Here is a 16,771-nt window from a genome sequence, read left to right as displayed (position 1 = left end):
ATGCCGTACCCCGCAAATGCGCGGATCACCCGGGACGGGGAAGTCCCTTTCATTCGTTAGGCGGCACAACTCACCACCCAGAACTTCGGAGCGCTTCAATGGGCGGAGCAGTGATCCAGTGCGGTGACTTTGAGGGCGAGGACAAGTCCGGCAGTCCCATTCCCGCGGTCTTGGCAGAAGCGTACGTCCGCGCCTTTGGTCGACCGCCACGCGGTAAGGTTGGCGCCGGCTTGGCTCGCCTCCTCGGTCGCGGCACCGAAGGTGCCGAAGCCCAAGTGGAAAGAGCCATACTGAGCGTCAAGTACGACGAGGAAGGCGAGATCCCACCAGAAGTGGCTGAACTGCTGCTACCCCACTTGATGCACTACCAACAAGCGCTGCTGCAACAACTCGGGATTGAAGACGACGTCGAACGGATATCTGAGCACCGCGGAGGAGGCGCGGGCGCCAAGTACGGTGGCAAGCCGGACCCTGGCTGGCATCTCTACTGCCTCCACGACCTGGTCAAGGCATGCCACAAGAGCTCCAAAGAGAGAACTCCGATCCAGGTGCTTTGGTAGAGAGCGGCCGCCGGGTGCCGCCTGACCCTCGTATATGGACTCCCCCTCGGCAGAGCCTTTGTCGCAACCCCGACGCAGCCCGGCTCTTCAACGTCTCTGCTGTCCCCTTTCCTACACACGACAAAACCTTCAGATTGTTGATCTGAAACGGTTTTTTCCGTGGCACGGATTTCGCTGAAGCCCTTCCGAGCGGCCATGGTCGGCTGCAGGAAGGGTCTTCATGTCGACAAGCACCGCTGCGGGTTCCATGCCCGCCAAGACGTATGTGTCCATCGGCTCGATCAAGCCGCTGGGCGCCAGGCTCGATGTGCCGGACGCGGGTGGCGGCTGTGGCACCACCGGTGGCGAGGGCAAGGCCAGCTGTGGTTCGTCGGGCGGTCCCGACGACATGCCGGCCGAGATCTGGGACAAGGTCAAGAACCACCCCTGCTATTCCGAAGAGGCCCACCACCACTACGCGCGCATGCACGTCGCGGTGGCGCCGGCCTGCAACATTCAGTGCAACTACTGCAACCGCAAATACGACTGCTCCAATGAATCGCGCCCGGGCGTGGTGAGCCAGAAGCTCACGCCCGAGCAGGCGGTCAAGAAGGTGGTCGCGGTCGCGAGCGAGATTCCGCAGATGACGGTGCTCGGCGTGGCCGGCCCGGGCGATTCGCTGGCCAACCCCAAGAAGACCTTCGAGACCTTCCGCATGCTCCAGGAGCAGGCGCCCGACATCAAGCTCTGCATCTCGACCAACGGCCTGGCGCTGCCAGACCATGTGGACGAGATCTGCAAATACAACGTGGACCACGTGACCATCACCATCAACATGGTGGACCCGGCCGTGGGCGAGAAGATCTACCCCTGGATCTTCTGGGACCACAAGCGCGTGACCGGCTACGAGGCCGCGAAGATCCTGCACGAGCGGCAGATGCTCGGCCTGGAGATGCTGACGGCGCGTGGTGTGCTCACCAAGATCAACTCGGTGCTGATCCCCGGCATCAACGACGAGCACCTGATCGAGGTGAACCGCGAGGTGAAGAAGCGCGGCGCCTTCCTGCACAACATCATGCCGCTCATCAGCGAAGCGGAACACGGCACGGTGTTCGGCCTGACCGGCCAGCGCGGCCCCACCGCGCAGGAGCTGAAGGTGGTGCAGGACGCCTGCATGGGCGGTGCGAACCTGATGCGCCATTGCCGCCAGTGCCGCGCCGACGCCGTGGGCCTGCTGGGCGAAGACCGCTCGGAAGAGTTCACGCTCGACAAGATCGAAGAGATGGAGGTCGTGTACGACCTCGACAAGCGCCGCAGCTACCAGGAAAAGGTGGAGGCCGAGCGCCAGGCGCAGCACGCCGCCAAGCAGGATGCGCTGGCCGCCAGCGCCGCCATCGACGTGGACCAGGACATGAAGGTGCTGGTCGCGGTGGCTACCAAGGGCGGCGGCCGGGTCAACGAGCACTTCGGCCACGTCACCGAGTTCCAGATCTTTGAAGTGAGCGCCGCCGAGGCCCTGTTCGTCGGCCACCGCCGGGTCGATCTGTATTGCCAGGGCGGCCACGGCGACGACGAGCAGCTGCCCAGCGTGGTCAAGGCCATCAACGACTGCCACGCGGTACTGGTCGCCAAGATCGGCGCCTGCCCGCGCGACGAGCTGAGTGCGGCCGGCATCGAGCCGGTGGAGCAGTACAGCGGCGAGTTCATCGAGAAGGCCGCGCTCGACTGGTTCAACGGCTACCGCCAGCGCATCGCGGCCGGCGAGATCACCCACCAGGACCGCGGCGACGCGCAGATCCGCCAGGGCGCTTTCACCGGCGTCGCGGCGGCGGCCTGAGCGGCGCCGGCTTTCACCCCCCGAGTTTCCCCACGCCCCACCTGAAGGAGAACCACCATGGCCCTCAAGATCATCGCCTCCACCTGCACCGGCTGCTCCGCCTGCGAACCCGAGTGCCCGAACGTCGCCATCCGCGAAAAGGGCGGCACCTACATCATCGACCCGGCCAAGTGCACCGAGTGCGAAGGCCACTACGACGACCCGCAGTGCGTGGCCGTCTGCCCGGTCGACGGCTGCATTGTGAAGGTGTGAGCAGCATGGCCGCCACTTTCACACTGACCCCGGCCGCCGAGAAGTTCATCGGCCGCATCGTGCGCTTCTCGGGCATTCCGGCTGCCGGCTTCCGGCTGCTGGTCTCGCCCGGCGGCTGCTCGGGCTACAGCTCGGAGTTCAGCGCCGAGGCGGCGCCGAAGGATGGCGAGCAGGAGTTCGTCGTCTCGGGCTTGAAGTTCTTTTTGCCGGCCGAGAGCCGCATGCTGCTGGACGGCGTGACGATCGACTTCACCGAGACGCCGACCTCGTCGGGCCTGAGCATCATCAACCCGAACCAGGCCGCCTGCGGCTGCAGCAGCGCCGAGAGCGCAGCGCCTCCCGGCGTGGCCAAGATCGAGATCGGCTCGATCGGCCGCGGTGGCCGCCCGGCCACGCTGGCGTCCTGACGCGCGCCGGTCACCGGGAGCCACCGTGAACGCCGCCACCGACCGGGACTTCGAAGCCGCCGCGGCGGCGTTCGCGGCCACGGTCATCGGTGGCCATGTCGACCCCGAGGTGGAGGCATTGATTGCCCAGGCCGGCGCGCTGCGCGACCAGCCCGACCAGGCGCTGCCGCTGCTGGAACGCGCCCGCGCGCTGGCGCCGAAACACCCGGTGCCGCTGATCGCGATCTACCGATTCCACTTCTACGGCCACGCGCTGGAGCAGGCGAGGGCGGCGGGCGAGGACGCGCTGGCCATCGCACGCAGTGCGCTCGGCCCCGACTTTGGCGATGTGGTGCCCGACGACGAAGCGACGCGCGGCGACGCGGCGGTGCGCTTCTATCTGTTCACGCTCAAGGGCCTGGCCTACCTGAACCTGCGCCTGGGCGACCTGGACGAGGCGCGGCTGATGCTCGGCGAGCTGCGCCGGCTCGACCCGAAGGACCACCTGGGCGGCGGCCTGCTCTCGCACGTGCTGGCGCGGCACGAGGCTGGCCACACCACCTCGCTGGTCGACGGCCCGGTGGACTACCCTGTGCGCGGCTGGGCGCCGAAGGGGACATGAGCATGGGCGCCGCCGCCACCTTTCTCGCCAAGCCGCAGCGCCTGACGACCCGCGCGCCCGAGGGCGACATCCCGCCGATGGACTGGCGGGGTGGGCCGGTGAACTGCGAGGCCTGTGCCTACATCGACCTGCGTGCCCGCGACGGTGGCCGGGGCTGCGAGCCTGGCCACGCCTGCATGCAGGACGCCTACGCGCGCCGCATCGACCGCTTTTTCCGCTGGCACCCGGAGCTGGCCGACCAGCAGCTGGAGCACCCGTACTTCGAGGTACGCGCCATTGCCGCGCGCCACGCCAGCGTGTTCCGCCTGGGCGGGCTGATGAACGACCCGGACGAGACGGTGCGGTTGCAGGTGGCGGCGCGGCTCTCGCCCGCGCAGGCGGAGCGGCTGATCCACGACCCGCACCGCGAGGTGCGCCTGCGCGTGGCACAGCGCATCGATCCGGCGCGGCTGGGCGCGATGCGCCACGACAGCGACTACGGCGTGCGCGAGATCGTGGCCCAGCGCCTGCCGCTGGCGCTGCTGACCACACTGGCCTACGACCCGGAGCGCTCGGTGCGCGAGATCGTGGCGCGGCGGCTGCGCATGCCGGCGCTGTTCATTCTGGCCAACGACCCCGAGCCCGAGGTGCGGCGCGCGGTGGCAGAGAGCCTGCCCGAAGCGCTGCTGGGCCGCATGGTGGACGACAGCGACTGGCGCGTGCGCTGGGAGGTGGCGCGGCGCGCGGTGCCGGCCCTGCTGGTCGCAATGCGGGACGACCCGGACAGCGAGGTCCGGCAGATGGCGCGCAGCCGGCTGGCCGTGCCGAAGGAGAACCCCCATGGCTGACATCGTCCGCGACGACGACGTGATCGAAGTGGCCGACCCGCCGCGCTTCTCGTTCGGCGAGCGCGTGATCGCCCGCTCGGTGGTGCGCAACGACGGCACCTACAACGGCAAGGACATCGGCGAGGTGCTGGTGAACAAGGGCGACATCGGCTACGTCGTGAGCATCAACACCTTCCTGCAGCAGTTCTACATCTACGCGGTGGACTTCATCGAGACCGGCCACCGCGTCGGCATGCGCGCCAAGGAGCTGTGCACGCTGGACCACCTGCCCGAAGAGGTGCTGGCACAGCTGGGCGACAAAGCCACGGCGCTGGCCGACCTGGGCTCCGGAAAACCACTCAACCCTGGAGCGACGCCATGAACGCCAGCACCCCGATGGACCCCGCCGCCTTCGTCGAACCGCGCACACCCGTCTACGCCTGGGGCCAGCGCGTGGTGGCGCTGGACGACCTGGTCAACGACGGCAGCCACCCCGGGCGCGAGCCCGAGGCCCTGCTGGCCGCGCGCGGCGACGTGGGCGAGGTGGTCAACATCGGCCACGCGACCGAGGTGAACGAGCCGGTGTACCTGGTGGACTTCGGGGGGTGTGTGGTCGGTTGTCTTGAAATTGAACTGGCTCCGGTGCCGGCCGGCTGGATCGAAGTATGAAGACCCCCCCTGCGTCGCTTCGCGACTTCCCCCCGGGGGGACGCAGCCAGTGGCCTGGCGGAGCCAGTTCCACGGCTGCCCTCGAAGGGAACACTTCGCCTGCTCGGGTCGTCGGCTTCATGCGCCCCTTCATCGAGCGGGCGTTGAAGGACCGGGTGCGCTACCGCTACGTCCAGCCCACGGTGCTGCAGGACGGCGACAGCTTCCGAGTGGAGGCACCGTGCTGCTCGCGCAACGTCGACCCCGCGGGCGGCGTCATCGACATCGCGCGGCTGACACCGGCTGCCGATGGCAGTTGGGCGCTGGCGCTGCGCGACCACGCAGCGAAGGCCTGGGTGCCCCACGCCGAGGGCCTGTCGCTGGGCGAGGCGCTGGACACGCTCTGTGTCGACGCCGAGCGGAGGTTCTGGCCATGATCTACCTCGACCACCACGCGACCACGCCACCCTCGCAGGCGGTGATCGACGCCATGGCGGCGGTGATGGCGGGCACCTGGGCCAACGCCTCGTCCAAACACGGGCCGGGCCAGGCCGCCAGCCGGGTGCTGGCGGGGGCGCGTTCGGTGGTGGCACAGGCGCTGGGTTGCAAGCCGGCCGAGGTGGTGTTCACCAGCGGCGCGACCGAGGCCAACCACCTCGCGGTGCGCGGCCTGCTGGCCGCGGCGCCCGAGGGCCGGCGGCGCGTGCTGTTCAGCGCGGTTGAACACGCCGGCCACCTGAAGCTGGCGCGCGAGCTGATGAACGCGGGCGTGCCGGTGGACTTCATCCCGGTGCGACCTGATGGCGCGCTGGATCTCGACGCAGCCACGCGCCTGATCCGCGACGACGTGGCCCTGGTGTCGCTGATGGCCGCCAACAACGAGACCGGGGCGCTGATGCCCGTGCCCGAGGTCGCCGCGCTCGCCGCGGCCGCCGGCGCGCGCCTGCACGTGGACGCGACGCAGTGGATCGGCAAGCGGCCGTTCCGCTTCACGGACTTCGGCGCCGATGCGGTGAGCTTCTCGGCGCACAAGTTCAACGGCCCCAAGGGCGTGGGCGCGCTGCTGCTGCGCCAGGGCGTGGCGATCCGGCCCACCGTGCCCGGCCCGCAGGAGCGCGGCCGGCGCGGCGGCACCGAGAACCTGCCGGCGATCGCGGGCCTGGCGACGGCGCTCTACGCCCTCGGCACGCCCGCCGATCTCGATGCCGAAGCGGCCCGCCAGGCCGCGCTGCGCGACCGGCTGGAGGGCGCGCTGATGGCTGCGCTGCCGGAGCTGCGCATCTGGTGCGCGGGTGTGCCGCGCCTGCCGGGTGTGAGCTTTCTGCGCGTGGGCCGCTGGGAGGCCGACGTGCTGCTGCAGCGGCTGGAGCGCCTGGGCTTTGCCGCGTCGTCGGGCGCGGCCTGCTCGTCGTCGGGCAATGCCCCCTCGCACGTATTGACCGCCATGGGCGTGCCCGAAGACGAGGCGCTGGGTGCCGTCCGACTCTCGCTGGGCCGCACCACCACCGACGCCGACATCGACGCGCTGATCGCCGCGCTGCCGACCCTGAGATCCCTGCTGCCCGCGGCCGAGGCCGTCGCAGCCTGACCCTTTTGCATTCCCGAACCCACCCACCGGAGCCGACGATGAAAGTGATGATCCGCAAAGACAGCAAGGGCGTGCTCAGCGCCTATGTGCCCAAGAAGGATCTGGAGGAACCCATCGTTTCGATGGTCAACCCGGACATGTGGGGCGGTCTGGTGACGCTGGCCAACGGCTGGCAGCTGGACCTGCCGGCGATGGCGGCGGACACGCCGCTGCCGATCACGGTCGAGGCCCGCAAGCTGGCTTCGGCCGAAGAGTGATCCTTCCAGGGAGAAGCACCATGGGACTGTCCGGCGAACAACTGCAGACCGCGAGCGAGGTGGTGGGTTATGCGCCCACGCTGCGCGACGCCGCCACCATCCTGCGCGGCCGTTACCCCGGCGTGCGCGCCATCGTGGTGGACGAGATGGACATGCGCGACGAGACCCCGGCCCTGCGCCTGGGCCACCGCAACGTCTACCTGGCGGCCAGCAACGGCCACTGCTGGCACGTGACACAGAGCGCCGACGAGGCCTCGGTCTTCATCCTCACCCAACATTGAGCGGAGCCACCATGGACGTCGAGACCATCGCGCTGTGTGAGTCCTCCATCAGCGACCAGGGCGTGTCGCTGGTGGAGGCGGTGCTCGAGTCCGGGCGCTGGGGCGATGGGCCCATGCTCGAGTCCTTCGAGCAGGGCTTCGCGCGCTGGGTCGGCCGGCGGTACGCGGTGGCCGTCGGCAGCGGCACGCTGGGCACCTGGATCGCGCTGCGCGCCATGGGCATCGGTCCGGGCGACGAGGTGATCTGCGCCTCCCACACCTGGCACCAGGTGGCACAGGCGATCACGCTGGCGGGCGCCACGCCGGTGTTTGCCGACATCAACTACTGGAGCGGCTGCCTCAGCGCGGAGAAAGCCGCGCTCAAGATCACGCCCGCCACCAAAGCCATCCTCGCCGGCAACACCAACGGCCACCCGGCCGCCTGGAAGGCGCTGCGCGAACTGGCCGACGCGCATGGCTTGAAGCTGATCGAGGACAGCACCGAGGCGCTGGGTTCGCGCTACCTGGGCCGCAACGTCGGCACCTTCGGCGACGTCTCGGTGTTCGACTTCTCCATGCCCTCGGCCCTGTGCACGGGCGAGGGCGGCATGCTGCTGACCGACGACGAGGCGCTGGCCATCGAGCTGCGCTACCTGCGCCAGCGCCGCCTCTCCGACCGGGCCTCGGTGTCCATCGGCTCGCGCGTGCCGCTGCAGGCGGGCATGAGCGAGCTGAACGCCGCGCTCGGCCTGGCGCAGCTGTCCGACCTCGACGAGCGGTTGCTGCAGCGCAAGCGGATCGAGGCCTGGTACCACGCAGAGATGCAGAGCTTCGAAGGCGTCAAGCCGCCCTACCTGGCCGAAGACGTGGACGAGGTGCACTGGATGCTTTACGTGGTCCACCTGGGCAAGCGCTTCACCGCCAGCGCGCGCACCCAGATGATCGAGGACATGAAGGCCTGCGGCATCGAGACCGCGGCCTACAGCCACCCGCTGCACCAGCAGTTCTTCTACATGAACGCCGCCGGGGCCACCGGCCGCCAGCGCGGCGTGCTACCCGACACCGACCGCATCGGCGACCGGGCGCTCGCGCTGCCGCTGCACACCGGCCTGGACGCCGAACAGGTCAAGTACATCGTCAAGACGCTCAAGGACACCGCGACCAACGTCGGTGCCGGCGCAGCCATCTACCTCTGAAGGAGCCCCCATGTCCGACCTGATCGCCGACATCGCCCGCCAGCTCGACGCGGGCGGCGTCATTCCCTACCTGGGCTCCGGCATGCTGTCGCTGTGCGATGACGTGACCGTGCCCGCCACACCGGCCGCGCTGGTAGCGTTGATGACCGCCAAGGTCAGCGTGCCGCACAAGATCCGCGCCAAGCTCACGCAGGCGGCGCAGTTCATCGAGAACTTCAAGCACCGCAAGTCGGTGGTGATGATCATGGACGAGGCCTTCGCGCCCGTGCCCGCGCCGTCGCCACTGCACCGCGCGCTGGCCGCCAGCGGCGCCACGTTGTGGGTGGACACCTGGTACGACGACACCATGCTCGCGGCACTCAAGGCCGCGCGGCCGCAGGGCGGCTGGCACCAGCTGCAGGGCCTGTCGCAGTCCGAACACTTCGGGCAGTGGACGGCCGACTACGACGCCGAAGGCCACATCGCCGACACGCCGGCCAACGCCGCCACGCCGCTGCTCTACCGCCCCATCGGCGGCCGCAGCCCGGCCAGCAACTACCTGGTGTCCGACAGCGACTACGTCGAGGTGCTGACCGAGATCGACATTCAGACCCCCATCCCCGCCGTGGTGCAGGAGCTCCGCAAGGGCAAGGGCTTCCTGTTCCTGGGCTGCCGCTTCGACGACCAGCTCACCCGCAGCTTCGCGCGCCAGATCATGAAGCGCTCCAGCGACACCCACTGGGCCGTGCTGCCCGACGAACCCACGCGCATGGAAGCGCGCTTCCTCGAAGAGCAGGGCATCACCCGCATCGCCATGCCGCTGTCCGGGTTCGGCGCGGCGCTGGCCGACGCCCTACAACCCGCGCTGGCTGGCTGACCCGCTTTCACTTGTTCTCACTCACTGTCGTCCCACGAAAGGCCCCAAGACCATGACCACACTGACCGTTCTCCCCTCCGGCAAGACCTACGACGTGGCCACCGGCACGTCCATCATGAAAGCCCTGCTGGCCGCGGGCGAGACCATCGCCCAGAAGTGCGGCGGCAACGCCAGCTGCGGCTCCTGCCACATCTTCGTGACGGAAGGCCGCAAGAGCATCTCGCGCATCCAGAAGCAGGAGAACGACAAGCTCGACACCCTGGTCGGTGTCGGCTCCAAGTCGCGCCTGGCCTGCCAGGCGGTACTGGGTGACGAGCCAGTGACGGTCGAGCTCCTGACGTTTGTTTGACCACACCATGGCCGAAGTGCACGTCCTGCGCCCCGCCCCGGTGTGGGACGTGGTGATCGTCGGCGCCGGCCTGTGTGGGCTGGCGCTGGCGCAGCGGCTGGTGGCGCGTGGCCAGCGCGTGTGCCTGCTCGAAGCGCGCGAGCGCGTGGGCGGGCGGGTGCTGACGCAGACCGACGCCGCCACCGGCCAGCCGCTGGACCTGGGGCCGTCCTGGTTCTGGCCCGACACCGAGCCGCACATGGTGGCGCTGCTCGCAGCGCTCGGTCTGGAGGGCACCGAACAGCACGACCCGGGCGACGCGCTCTGGCTTACCGACCCGAACCGCGCGCCCGAACGTCGTGTGGAAGCCGGCGGTGTGCACGCCGGGGCGCAGCGCATCGTGGGGGGCAGTGCCCGCCTGACCGACGCGCTGCGGGCGGCCTTGCCCGATGGCAGCGTGCTCACCGGCTCTGCGCTGCTGGGCTTGCGCGACCTGGGCGACAGCGTCGAGCTGCTGCGCGCGGGCGGCCCGGCCCTGCGCGCGCGCCGGGTCGTGCTGGCGCTGCCGCCGCGGCTGGCACAGGAACGCATCGCCTTCGACCCGCCCTTGTCGGCCGCGCTGGACGAAGCATTGAAAGTCACCCCCACCTGGATGGCGGCGCAGGCCAAAGCGGTGGCGGCGTTCGCCACGCCGTTCTGGCGTGCGGACGGGCAGTCGGGCAACGCCTTTGTGCGCCACCCGCAGGCGGTGCTGGGCGAGGTGTTCGACCAGAGCACCGAACCCGCCGGCGCGCTCGGCGGCTTCATCGCGCTCAACGCAGCGCAGCGTGAACACTTCCGCGTCGGCCTGCCGCTGCTGGTGGAAAGCCAGTTGGCCCAGCTGTACGGCATCGACGCCCAGTCGGGCACGCTGGTGTGGCAGGACTGGGCGCAGGAGCGCTGGACCTGCAGCGACGCCGACCGCGCCGAACCGCCCGCCTGGCCGCAGGCCGATGCGCTGCTGCGCCGCGGCCACTGGGGCGGTCGGCTCTGGTTCGGCGGCACCGAAACCGCCACGCACGGCGCCGGCCACATGGAAGGCGCGCTGGCCGCGGCCGACCGCATCGCCCACGCGCTGCTGTCGCCCCCCGCTGCGGAAGCTTCCCGTGACCAGGCCACGGCCATCGCTGGCTTCACGGCCGCGGTGCAGCGCCTGCGCGCCCTCGCGGGCGAGCGCTACCGTCAGCAGCTGGTGCGCCTGCTCTCGGCCCAGCAGCACGAACAGCTGACGCAGCGCGCGCTGCTCGCGGCGGCCGACCAGACCTACAGCGAGGCGCTGGCCCGGCTCGACGCCTTTGCGCCGTGGTTCGGCAGCGCGCACACCGAACAGGGCCGCCACGCGCTCACGCCCGTTCTGCTCAAGGCCTTCGACGGCTGGAACAAGGCCCTGCTGGACGACGCCCTGGCGCACAACGGCACGTCTTGCGCGCTGTCCAACTTCCCGCAGGACCACCGGCCCGACGCCGAACTGCTGCGCGCCATCACGCGCGACCTGGCCGCCGCCTGGCGCGAGTTCGCGCTCGAACTCAACGCGCGCCTGGTGGCCGCGCCGGCCGAGCGGGAGCGGGCATGAACCGCATCGCTGCCAGCGCCCTGCTCAACCTGATCGAACAGACGGGGCTGGACGTGGCCACCCTGGCCGAGGGCCTGGACGAAGCCGACCTGCGCCGCTCGCGCCTGACCCGTGCCGAGCTGCTGCGCCAGCTGCGCCTGATGGCCAACAGCGCGGTGGCGGTGCCGCCGTCCGCGCGCGAGGACGTGCCCGAGCTGGACTGGGAAGGCTGGCGCCTGCTCGCGCTGCGGCTGCAGGCCGAGACGGGCGGGGACCTCGACGAAGCGATCTGGTTCGCCATCCACTCGGTCGTGCCGGCCACCCTGCTGTGGCTGCGCGTGTACCGGCAGAACCAGCCCCAGCTGTTCGTGATGGCTCCGGGCTAGTTCCTGGCCCGTCCTTTGCAAAGCACCCCGCATCGCCGCCAGAAACACCGCGTTGTGTAGCGAAGCACACAACGAAACCGACACCGGCGGACCGTTGTGTCGCCATTCATACAAGGACCCGTACGTGAACGCCGTCGCACCGCCCCTCATGGGCAAGCTGCTGATCGATACCGCCATGGGCAGCTTCCTGGGCGACAAGCGCATCCGCCTGCTCGAAGCGATCGCGTTGCACGGCTCCATCCTGCAGGCGGCCAAGGCCGTGCCCATGGCCTACAAGGCCGCGTGGGACGCGGTGGACGACATGAACAACGTCGCGCCAGAACCGCTGGTGCTGCGCGCCACCGGCGGGCGCCACGGTGGCGGCAGCGAACTCACCGACTTCGGCCGCCGCCTGATCGCCTTCTACCGCGCGCTGGAGCAGGAGTCGCAGGCCGCCATGGCGCGCCTGAGCCAGCAGCTCACCCGCGCGGGTGATCCCGACATCGCGGCCTACCGCGCCATCCTCAAGAGGCTCCACATGAAAAGCAGTGCCCGCAACCAGTTCGTCGGCCCGGTCGATGCCCTTCGCCCCGGCGAGGTCGAGAGCGAAGTGACCCTCACGCTCGGCCACGGCCTGTCGCTTACCGCGCTGGTCACCAACGAATCGGCGCAGGCCATGGGCCTGGCCGAAGGACGGGAGGTGATGGCCTTCGTCAAGGCCTCGTCCATCGTGCTCATGGTGGGCGACGAGGGCGCCCGCGTGTCCGCGCGCAACCGCTACCGCGGCACGGTCCAGGCCCTGCACCTGGGCCCCGTCAACGCCGAGGTGACGCTGGCCCTGCCCGGTGGCCAGCACACGCTCACCGCCGTCATCACCCGTGCCAGCGTCGACCGTCTGCGCCTGTCGCTCGGCCAGCCGGTGACGGCCCTGTTCAAGGCCTCCAGCGTGTTCCTGGTGGTCAACGACTGAATGCCCAAGGAGATCCCCATGAAAGTCGCCACCGCCATAAGCACCAGACGCTTCATATCTGCCCTGTTGACCAGCCTGCTGCTGGTCGCCACCGCTGCCCGCGCCGACCAGGTGATGGTGGCCGTGGCCGCCAACTTCACCGCGCCCTTCAACAAACTGGCGACCGAGTTCGAGAAGGACAGCGGCCACCAGCTGGTCGCCTCGTTCGGCTCCACCGGCAAGTTCTACGCGCAGATCCGCAACGGCGCGCCGTTCGAGGTGCTGCTGGCCGCCGACGACGAGACGCCTGCGAAGCTGGTGAAGGAGGGCGCGGCCGTGGCCGGCAGCCCGTTCAGCTACGCCATCGGCAAGCTTGTGCTGTGGTCGGCCAAGCCCGGCGTGGTGGACGCGAAGGGCGAGGTGCTCAAGGGCAACACCTTCCAGCACCTCGCGCTGGCCGATCCCAGGCTCGCGCCCTACGGCGCCGCGTCGGTGGAGGTGATGAAAAAGCTGGGCGTGTACGACAGCCTTGCGCCGAAATTGGTGACGGGCGAAACCCTGGCGCAGGTCTATCAGTTCGTCAGCAGCGGCAACAGCGAACTGGGCTTCGTGGCGCTGTCGCAGGTGCTCAAGGACGGCAAGATCGACGGCTCGTCGTGGGTCGTGCCTGCCGAACTGCACACCCCCATCCGGCAGGACGCGGTGCTGCTCAACCCGGTCCAGGGCAAGGCCGGGCCGCTGGCGTTGCTGAAGTACCTGCAGGGCGCCAAGGCGCAGGCGATCATCAAGGCCTACGGCTACGACACCCCGAAGTGAGCGCGCCATGCTGAGCGCCGCCGACCTCGCCGCCGTCTGGCTCACGATCAAGCTGGCAGCGATCACGACCGTGTTGCTGCTCCTGCTGGGCACGCCGGTGGCCTGGTGGCTGGCGCGCACGCCGTCGCGCTTCAAGGGTCTGGTCGGTTCGGTGGTGACGCTGCCGCTGGTGCTGCCGCCGGCCGTGCTGGGGTTCTACCTGCTGGTGCTGATGGGGCCCAACGGTCCGGTGGGCCGGCTCACGCAGGCGCTGGGTCTGGGGCTGCTGCCCTTCACCTTTGCCGGTCTGGTGGTGGCCTCGTGCCTGTACTCCATGCCCTTCGTCGTGCAGCCGCTGCAGCAGGCCTTTGCCGCCATCGGCCGCGCGCCGATGGAAGCGGCGGCCACCTTGCGCGCCTCGCCGTGGGACGCGTTCTTCACCGTGGCGCTGCCGCTGGCGCGACCGGGCCTGCTCACCGCCACGGTGCTGGGCTTTGCGCACACGGTGGGCGAGTTCGGTGTGGTGCTCATGATCGGCGGCAACATCCCGGGCAAGACGCAGGTGCTGTCCATGGCCATCTACAACCACGTGGAAGCGATGGAATACACCAACGCCCACTGGCTGGCCGGCGGCATGCTGGTGTTTTCGTTCGCGGTGCTGCTGGCGCTGAGCAGCCTGCAGGGAAAGCGCCGAGCATGAGCCTGGACATCCGCTTCCGGCAGGACTTCCCCGACTTCACGCTCGACGTCGACCTGAGCCTGCCCGGCCAGGGCGTGAGCGCGCTGTTCGGCCCATCGGGCTGCGGCAAGTCCACGCTGCTGCGCTGCATCGCCGGCCTCAACCCCACGCCGGGCGGGCGCTGCGTGGTCAACGGCGCCGTCTGGCAGGACGGTGCCCACAGCCTGCCCACGCACCGCCGCCCGCTGGGCTACGTGTTCCAGGAACCGACGCTGTTTGCCCACCTGAGCGTGCAAGCCAATCTGGACTACGGCCGCCGCCGCGCGGGCGACGCCGGGCAGCGCGTGGCGCGTGAACGCGCCATCGATCTGCTGGGCATCGGTCACCTGCTGCAGCGGCGCACCGACGGCCTGTCGGGTGGCGAACGCCAGCGCATCGCCATCGCGCGTGCGCTGCTCACCGGCCCGCAACTGCTGCTGATGGACGAGCCCATGGCCGCGCTGGACCTGGCGCGCAAGAACGAGCTCATGCCCTACCTGGAGCGGGTCACGCGCGAGCTGGACATTCCCGTGGTCTATGTGAGCCATGCACCCGACGAGGTGGCGCGGCTGGCCCACCACATCGTGGCCATGGAGACGGGCCGTGTGGTGGCCGCGGGCCCGCTGGCCGAGGTGCTGGCCCGCGTTCATCTCCCCATCCGCCTGGGCGAGGACGCGGGTGTGGTGCTCGACGGCGTGGTAGTGGAGCGCGATGTGCAGTGGCACCTGGCGCGCATCGCCTTCCCGGGCGGTTGCCTGTGGGTGCGAGACGGTGGGCAGGACAAAGGCACCCCCGTGCGCATCCGCATCCTGGCGCGCGACGTGAGCCTGGCGCTGTCGCCCACGGCCGACACCAGCCTGCTCAACAGCCTGCCGGTGGTGGTGGACCAGATCGCCGATGAAAGCCACCCCGCGCTGGCGCTGTGCCGTTTGCGGGTGGGCAATTCGTCGTCGCTGGTCGCGCGGTTGACACGGCGCTCGGCTGCGGCGCTGAGGCTGGCGCAGGGGCAGACCGTCTGGGCGCAGATCAAAGCGGTGGCGTTGATCGGTTAGCGGGTGCCTGGGCCTCGCACGCGCGTGCTACAGGTTCTTCGCCATTCGGTTCCGTCTCAAAGACATGCCGGTTGGCCAACGGCGATCCGCATTGTTGGTGTTGTATTGGGATGTCCGCTTGGACAAGCCGATGGGCGGAGTGGGCGAGTCAACGTTGACATTCAGCGCAAGGCTTCCACCATGGCCTTGATCTTGGTCGCTTTTTCAAAATGATCCAGCTTGTTGTCCATGATCCACCATTGGGCGGCCTCCATGAGCAGTTCCGGGTCGTCGTTCTTGTTGGCAAAGAACGCATAGAACGACAGTCCGACACCTGCGCCTTTGCTTTCGATCTTCCTGTCGCAAACTTCGATGATCTTTTTTTTCAGTGTTGCCCTCATATGGTCCATCGTCTTCCACTTAAGGATCGGTGCACGTGCAACTCCTGAGTGATTCAATGGGAGCGCGCAGATTACTTGGGTGCTGCTGACAGCCTTGTGTCAGCAGTCTAGCCCTTTGCCCGCCCTCGCAGCCCACACTTCACCAGGTGCTTCTTTCCCCCACAGGTCCTACGTTCATGCGCGCGGCGATCGCCACCGGGATCGCCATGCCGTTCCAGGGCGACCCGGCGTTGTGGTGTTTGGTGGAGTCGTAGTTGTCCACATAGATGATGTTGATCTGCGGGTCCAGGGCGGCGTTGTAGCAAACGCCGGCCCAGCCGCGGTTGGGCCCGCTGAACAGGTCCAGCAGCAGGGGGTTGGCGATTTGTTGAGCCGCCTCCAACGGGTCCCAGGTGCCGGTGAGCGTCAGCGAGAACTGGGGCGTCAAGGTCCACGACAACAGGTGCAGCGTGCCGGCCACGCCGCCCACCGCGTTGGCCGTCCAGTTGCCCGGGTTGAAGGGCTGGGTGGTGTAGGCAAAGTTCTGGCGGTTGCGCAGCTTGTTGAGTTGGTCGGTGCGGATGCCGGAGAGCACATAGCCATCGTCCACCCGGCCCAGGTTGGAATACTGGTCGAACAGTTCTATGGGGTTGATGGGGGCCGCGTACTTGGGAGCGACGACAAAAAAGCCCGGGATGCCGTTGGGTGGTGCGGTGAACGGCAGACCCATGACATAGGCCTCCTGCGGCGTGTCGAGTGCGCCGTCGTACAGAACCAGCACGCGCGACCGCAGCACGGCTCCACCGAGCGCTCCAGGCGGCGGCCCGTTGGCAATGGGCGGCGTGGACAGCAGTTGCCAGTAGGGGCAGTTGCACAGGTCGATGTTGTTCTGGGTGTATTCGACCAGATACGGCCCCAGGGCGGCTTGGATGGCCGCGACGAGGTTGCCGTGCAAGAGGTTGGTGAACTTGTAGAAGTGCGAGACGTTCAGGATCACCAGTTCGCGGTCGGTCGGGGCCAGGCTGTCAAAGTAGTCCCTGATCTGCTGCAGGATGCCGTCGGCGCCGGTCAACTGCCCGCCCCAGTAGAACTGGCCGTGGTAGGTCCAGAACTCGTTGCCCTTGGCGCAGGGCCGCAGGTCGAAATAGCGAATGCCGCCGGCGAGCTGCTGGAAGATGTCCTGGGTCTGCGTGGCGGAGTAGACGTTGGAAATCCGCTGGTCCCGGTAGCAGCCCGAATCGTGGGTACCGGGCAACGTGATCTGGTGCAGGGACCGGTTCTGGAAAGGGCCCAGTGGCGCTCCTGCCAGCGCAGGGTCGTAAAAGAGATCGGTCATCCAGGGCATGGTTCAGTCCTTCGGGGTTGCA

At 68.9% G+C, this 16,771-nt stretch carries 23 protein-coding genes; 21 read left to right on the top strand and 2 right to left on the bottom strand.

Annotated elements, in window-relative coordinates:
* The first annotated feature begins 98 nt into the window (after positions 1 to 98).
* From ACFOPI_RS09140 to modC, 21 genes are all read left to right on the top strand, one after another.
* The gene (locus ACFOPI_RS09140; RefSeq protein WP_382173172.1) at positions 99 to 560 is read left to right on the top strand and encodes a hypothetical protein; all 462 of its coding nucleotides are present in this window, start codon (positions 99 to 101) and stop codon (positions 558 to 560) included.
* A 220-nt stretch (positions 561 to 780) separates the two neighbouring features.
* Positions 781 to 2,376, top strand: a complete 1,596-nt coding sequence (gene nifB, locus ACFOPI_RS09135) for a nitrogenase cofactor biosynthesis protein NifB (protein WP_382173171.1) — start codon at positions 781 to 783, stop codon at positions 2,374 to 2,376.
* Between the two features lie 57 nt (positions 2,377 to 2,433).
* Positions 2,434 to 2,628 (top strand): 4Fe-4S binding protein, encoded by a 195-nt coding sequence (locus tag ACFOPI_RS09130; RefSeq protein ID WP_382173169.1) that lies wholly within the window; start codon positions 2,434 to 2,436, stop codon positions 2,626 to 2,628.
* Between the two features lie 5 nt (positions 2,629 to 2,633).
* Positions 2,634 to 3,035 (top strand): HesB/IscA family protein, encoded by a 402-nt coding sequence (locus ACFOPI_RS09125; RefSeq protein ID WP_382173167.1) that lies wholly within the window; start codon positions 2,634 to 2,636, stop codon positions 3,033 to 3,035.
* A gap of 25 nt (positions 3,036 to 3,060) precedes the next feature.
* Entirely contained in the window at positions 3,061 to 3,636 is a 576-nt protein-coding gene (locus tag ACFOPI_RS09120; protein WP_382173165.1) for a hypothetical protein, read from the top strand.
* Positions 3,633 to 4,463: a 4Fe4S-binding leucine-rich repeat protein gene (locus tag ACFOPI_RS09115; protein WP_382173163.1), complete on the top strand. Its 831-nt coding sequence runs from the start codon at positions 3,633 to 3,635 to the stop codon at positions 4,461 to 4,463. Before ACFOPI_RS09120 ends, ACFOPI_RS09115 begins: the two co-directional genes overlap by 4 nt.
* Positions 4,456 to 4,824: a nitrogen fixation protein NifZ gene (locus ACFOPI_RS09110; protein WP_382173161.1), complete on the top strand. Its 369-nt coding sequence runs from the start codon at positions 4,456 to 4,458 to the stop codon at positions 4,822 to 4,824. The genes ACFOPI_RS09115 and ACFOPI_RS09110 overlap by 8 nt, the downstream gene beginning before the upstream one ends.
* Positions 4,821 to 5,111 (top strand): nitrogen fixation protein NifZ, encoded by a 291-nt coding sequence (locus ACFOPI_RS09105; RefSeq protein ID WP_382173159.1) that lies wholly within the window; start codon positions 4,821 to 4,823, stop codon positions 5,109 to 5,111. The genes ACFOPI_RS09110 and ACFOPI_RS09105 overlap by 4 nt, the downstream gene beginning before the upstream one ends.
* A 119-nt stretch (positions 5,112 to 5,230) precedes the next feature.
* On the top strand, positions 5,231 to 5,527 hold the full coding sequence (locus ACFOPI_RS09100) for a DUF3024 domain-containing protein (RefSeq protein WP_382173158.1): 297 nt from the start codon (positions 5,231 to 5,233) through the stop codon (positions 5,525 to 5,527).
* The gene (locus tag ACFOPI_RS09095) at positions 5,524 to 6,678 is read left to right on the top strand and encodes a cysteine desulfurase family protein (protein ID WP_382173156.1); all 1,155 of its coding nucleotides are present in this window, start codon (positions 5,524 to 5,526) and stop codon (positions 6,676 to 6,678) included. Before ACFOPI_RS09100 ends, ACFOPI_RS09095 begins: the two co-directional genes overlap by 4 nt.
* Before the next feature lie 38 nt (positions 6,679 to 6,716).
* Positions 6,717 to 6,935: a putative nitrogen fixation protein NifT gene (nifT, locus tag ACFOPI_RS09090; protein ID WP_382173154.1), complete on the top strand. Its 219-nt coding sequence runs from the start codon at positions 6,717 to 6,719 to the stop codon at positions 6,933 to 6,935.
* Between the two features lie 20 nt (positions 6,936 to 6,955).
* Positions 6,956 to 7,216 carry a hypothetical protein gene (locus ACFOPI_RS09085; RefSeq protein WP_382173152.1) on the top strand — a complete coding sequence of 87 codons (261 nt, stop codon included), beginning with the start codon at positions 6,956 to 6,958 and terminating at the stop codon, positions 7,214 to 7,216.
* 11 nt (positions 7,217 to 7,227) lie between these two features.
* Entirely contained in the window at positions 7,228 to 8,391 is a 1,164-nt protein-coding gene (locus ACFOPI_RS09080) for a DegT/DnrJ/EryC1/StrS family aminotransferase (protein ID WP_382173150.1), read from the top strand.
* 10 nt (positions 8,392 to 8,401) lie between these two features.
* Entirely contained in the window at positions 8,402 to 9,247 is an 846-nt protein-coding gene (locus tag ACFOPI_RS09075) for an SIR2 family NAD-dependent protein deacylase (RefSeq protein WP_382173148.1), read from the top strand.
* Positions 9,248 to 9,299: 52 nt separating this feature from the next.
* Complete coding sequence (locus tag ACFOPI_RS09070; protein ID WP_382173146.1) at positions 9,300 to 9,596, top strand: 2Fe-2S iron-sulfur cluster-binding protein; 297 nt, start codon at positions 9,300 to 9,302, stop codon at positions 9,594 to 9,596.
* A gap of 7 nt (positions 9,597 to 9,603) precedes the next feature.
* Complete coding sequence (locus ACFOPI_RS09065) at positions 9,604 to 11,187, top strand: flavin monoamine oxidase family protein (protein ID WP_382173145.1); 1,584 nt, start codon at positions 9,604 to 9,606, stop codon at positions 11,185 to 11,187.
* The gene (locus ACFOPI_RS09060) at positions 11,184 to 11,552 is read left to right on the top strand and encodes a hypothetical protein (protein WP_382173143.1); all 369 of its coding nucleotides are present in this window, start codon (positions 11,184 to 11,186) and stop codon (positions 11,550 to 11,552) included. The genes ACFOPI_RS09065 and ACFOPI_RS09060 overlap by 4 nt, the downstream gene beginning before the upstream one ends.
* 124 nt (positions 11,553 to 11,676) lie before the next feature.
* Positions 11,677 to 12,501, top strand: a complete 825-nt coding sequence (locus tag ACFOPI_RS09055) for a TOBE domain-containing protein (RefSeq protein ID WP_382173141.1) — start codon at positions 11,677 to 11,679, stop codon at positions 12,499 to 12,501.
* 18 nt (positions 12,502 to 12,519) lie between these two features.
* Entirely contained in the window at positions 12,520 to 13,296 is a 777-nt protein-coding gene (gene modA, locus ACFOPI_RS09050) for a molybdate ABC transporter substrate-binding protein (protein ID WP_382173140.1), read from the top strand.
* Positions 13,297 to 13,303: 7 nt separating this feature from the next.
* The gene (gene modB / locus ACFOPI_RS09045) at positions 13,304 to 13,975 is read left to right on the top strand and encodes a molybdate ABC transporter permease subunit (RefSeq protein ID WP_382173138.1); all 672 of its coding nucleotides are present in this window, start codon (positions 13,304 to 13,306) and stop codon (positions 13,973 to 13,975) included.
* Positions 13,972 to 15,045, top strand: coding sequence for a molybdenum ABC transporter ATP-binding protein (gene modC / locus ACFOPI_RS09040; protein ID WP_382173137.1), 1,074 nt, complete (start codon positions 13,972 to 13,974; stop codon positions 15,043 to 15,045). The genes modB and modC overlap by 4 nt, the downstream gene beginning before the upstream one ends.
* Before the next feature lie 161 nt (positions 15,046 to 15,206).
* Here the strand turns inward: modC and ACFOPI_RS09035 are convergent, their stop codons facing one another.
* Together ACFOPI_RS09035 and ACFOPI_RS09030 are read right to left on the bottom strand one after the other, a co-directional pair.
* Positions 15,207 to 15,425, bottom strand: a complete 219-nt coding sequence (locus tag ACFOPI_RS09035) for a DUF6500 family protein (RefSeq protein WP_382173135.1) — start codon at positions 15,423 to 15,425, stop codon at positions 15,207 to 15,209.
* 139 nt (positions 15,426 to 15,564) lie between these two features.
* Positions 15,565 to 16,740: a hypothetical protein gene (locus tag ACFOPI_RS09030; RefSeq protein ID WP_382173133.1), complete on the bottom strand. Its 1,176-nt coding sequence runs from the start codon at positions 16,738 to 16,740 to the stop codon at positions 15,565 to 15,567.
* Positions 16,741 to 16,771 lie beyond the last annotated feature (31 nt).

It is taken from the genome of Hydrogenophaga luteola (assembly GCF_042648585.1).
In the GTDB taxonomy this organism is placed as follows: domain Bacteria; phylum Pseudomonadota; class Gammaproteobacteria; order Burkholderiales; family Burkholderiaceae_C; genus Hydrogenophaga; species Hydrogenophaga luteola.
Note: the sequence above shows the minus strand (reverse complement) of the source record. Positions and strands in the feature narration are given on the sequence as shown.

Bases quoted from the DNA above. Each gene is read 5' to 3' on its own strand.
- ACFOPI_RS09125 (WP_382173167.1), top strand. From the start codon at position 2,634: ATGGCCGCCACTTTCACACTGACCCCGGCCGCCGAGAAGTTCATCGGC.
- ACFOPI_RS09130 (WP_382173169.1), top strand. From the start codon at position 2,434: ATGGCCCTCAAGATCATCGCCTCCACCTGCACCGGCTGCTCCGCCTGC.
- ACFOPI_RS09065 (WP_382173145.1), top strand. From the start codon at position 9,604: ATGGCCGAAGTGCACGTCCTGCGCCCCGCCCCGGTGTGGGACGTGGTG.
- ACFOPI_RS09140 (WP_382173172.1), top strand. From the start codon at position 99: ATGGGCGGAGCAGTGATCCAGTGCGGTGACTTTGAGGGCGAGGACAAG.
- ACFOPI_RS09030 (WP_382173133.1), bottom strand. From the start codon at position 16,740: ATGACCGATCTCTTTTACGACCCTGCGCTGGCAGGAGCGCCACTGGGC.
- nifB (WP_382173171.1), top strand. From the start codon at position 781: ATGTCGACAAGCACCGCTGCGGGTTCCATGCCCGCCAAGACGTATGTG.
- ACFOPI_RS09100 (WP_382173158.1), top strand. From the start codon at position 5,231: ATGCGCCCCTTCATCGAGCGGGCGTTGAAGGACCGGGTGCGCTACCGC.
- modB (WP_382173138.1), top strand. From the start codon at position 13,304: ATGCTGAGCGCCGCCGACCTCGCCGCCGTCTGGCTCACGATCAAGCTG.
- ACFOPI_RS09070 (WP_382173146.1), top strand. From the start codon at position 9,300: ATGACCACACTGACCGTTCTCCCCTCCGGCAAGACCTACGACGTGGCC.
- ACFOPI_RS09115 (WP_382173163.1), top strand. From the start codon at position 3,633: ATGAGCATGGGCGCCGCCGCCACCTTTCTCGCCAAGCCGCAGCGCCTG.
- ACFOPI_RS09105 (WP_382173159.1), top strand. From the start codon at position 4,821: ATGAACGCCAGCACCCCGATGGACCCCGCCGCCTTCGTCGAACCGCGC.
- ACFOPI_RS09110 (WP_382173161.1), top strand. From the start codon at position 4,456: ATGGCTGACATCGTCCGCGACGACGACGTGATCGAAGTGGCCGACCCG.
- ACFOPI_RS09060 (WP_382173143.1), top strand. From the start codon at position 11,184: ATGAACCGCATCGCTGCCAGCGCCCTGCTCAACCTGATCGAACAGACG.
- ACFOPI_RS09075 (WP_382173148.1), top strand. From the start codon at position 8,402: ATGTCCGACCTGATCGCCGACATCGCCCGCCAGCTCGACGCGGGCGGC.
- ACFOPI_RS09035 (WP_382173135.1), bottom strand. From the start codon at position 15,425: ATGAGGGCAACACTGAAAAAAAAGATCATCGAAGTTTGCGACAGGAAG.
- ACFOPI_RS09085 (WP_382173152.1), top strand. From the start codon at position 6,956: ATGGGACTGTCCGGCGAACAACTGCAGACCGCGAGCGAGGTGGTGGGT.
- modA (WP_382173140.1), top strand. From the start codon at position 12,520: ATGAAAGTCGCCACCGCCATAAGCACCAGACGCTTCATATCTGCCCTG.
- modC (WP_382173137.1), top strand. From the start codon at position 13,972: ATGAGCCTGGACATCCGCTTCCGGCAGGACTTCCCCGACTTCACGCTC.
- nifT (WP_382173154.1), top strand. From the start codon at position 6,717: ATGAAAGTGATGATCCGCAAAGACAGCAAGGGCGTGCTCAGCGCCTAT.
- ACFOPI_RS09095 (WP_382173156.1), top strand. From the start codon at position 5,524: ATGATCTACCTCGACCACCACGCGACCACGCCACCCTCGCAGGCGGTG.
- ACFOPI_RS09080 (WP_382173150.1), top strand. From the start codon at position 7,228: ATGGACGTCGAGACCATCGCGCTGTGTGAGTCCTCCATCAGCGACCAG.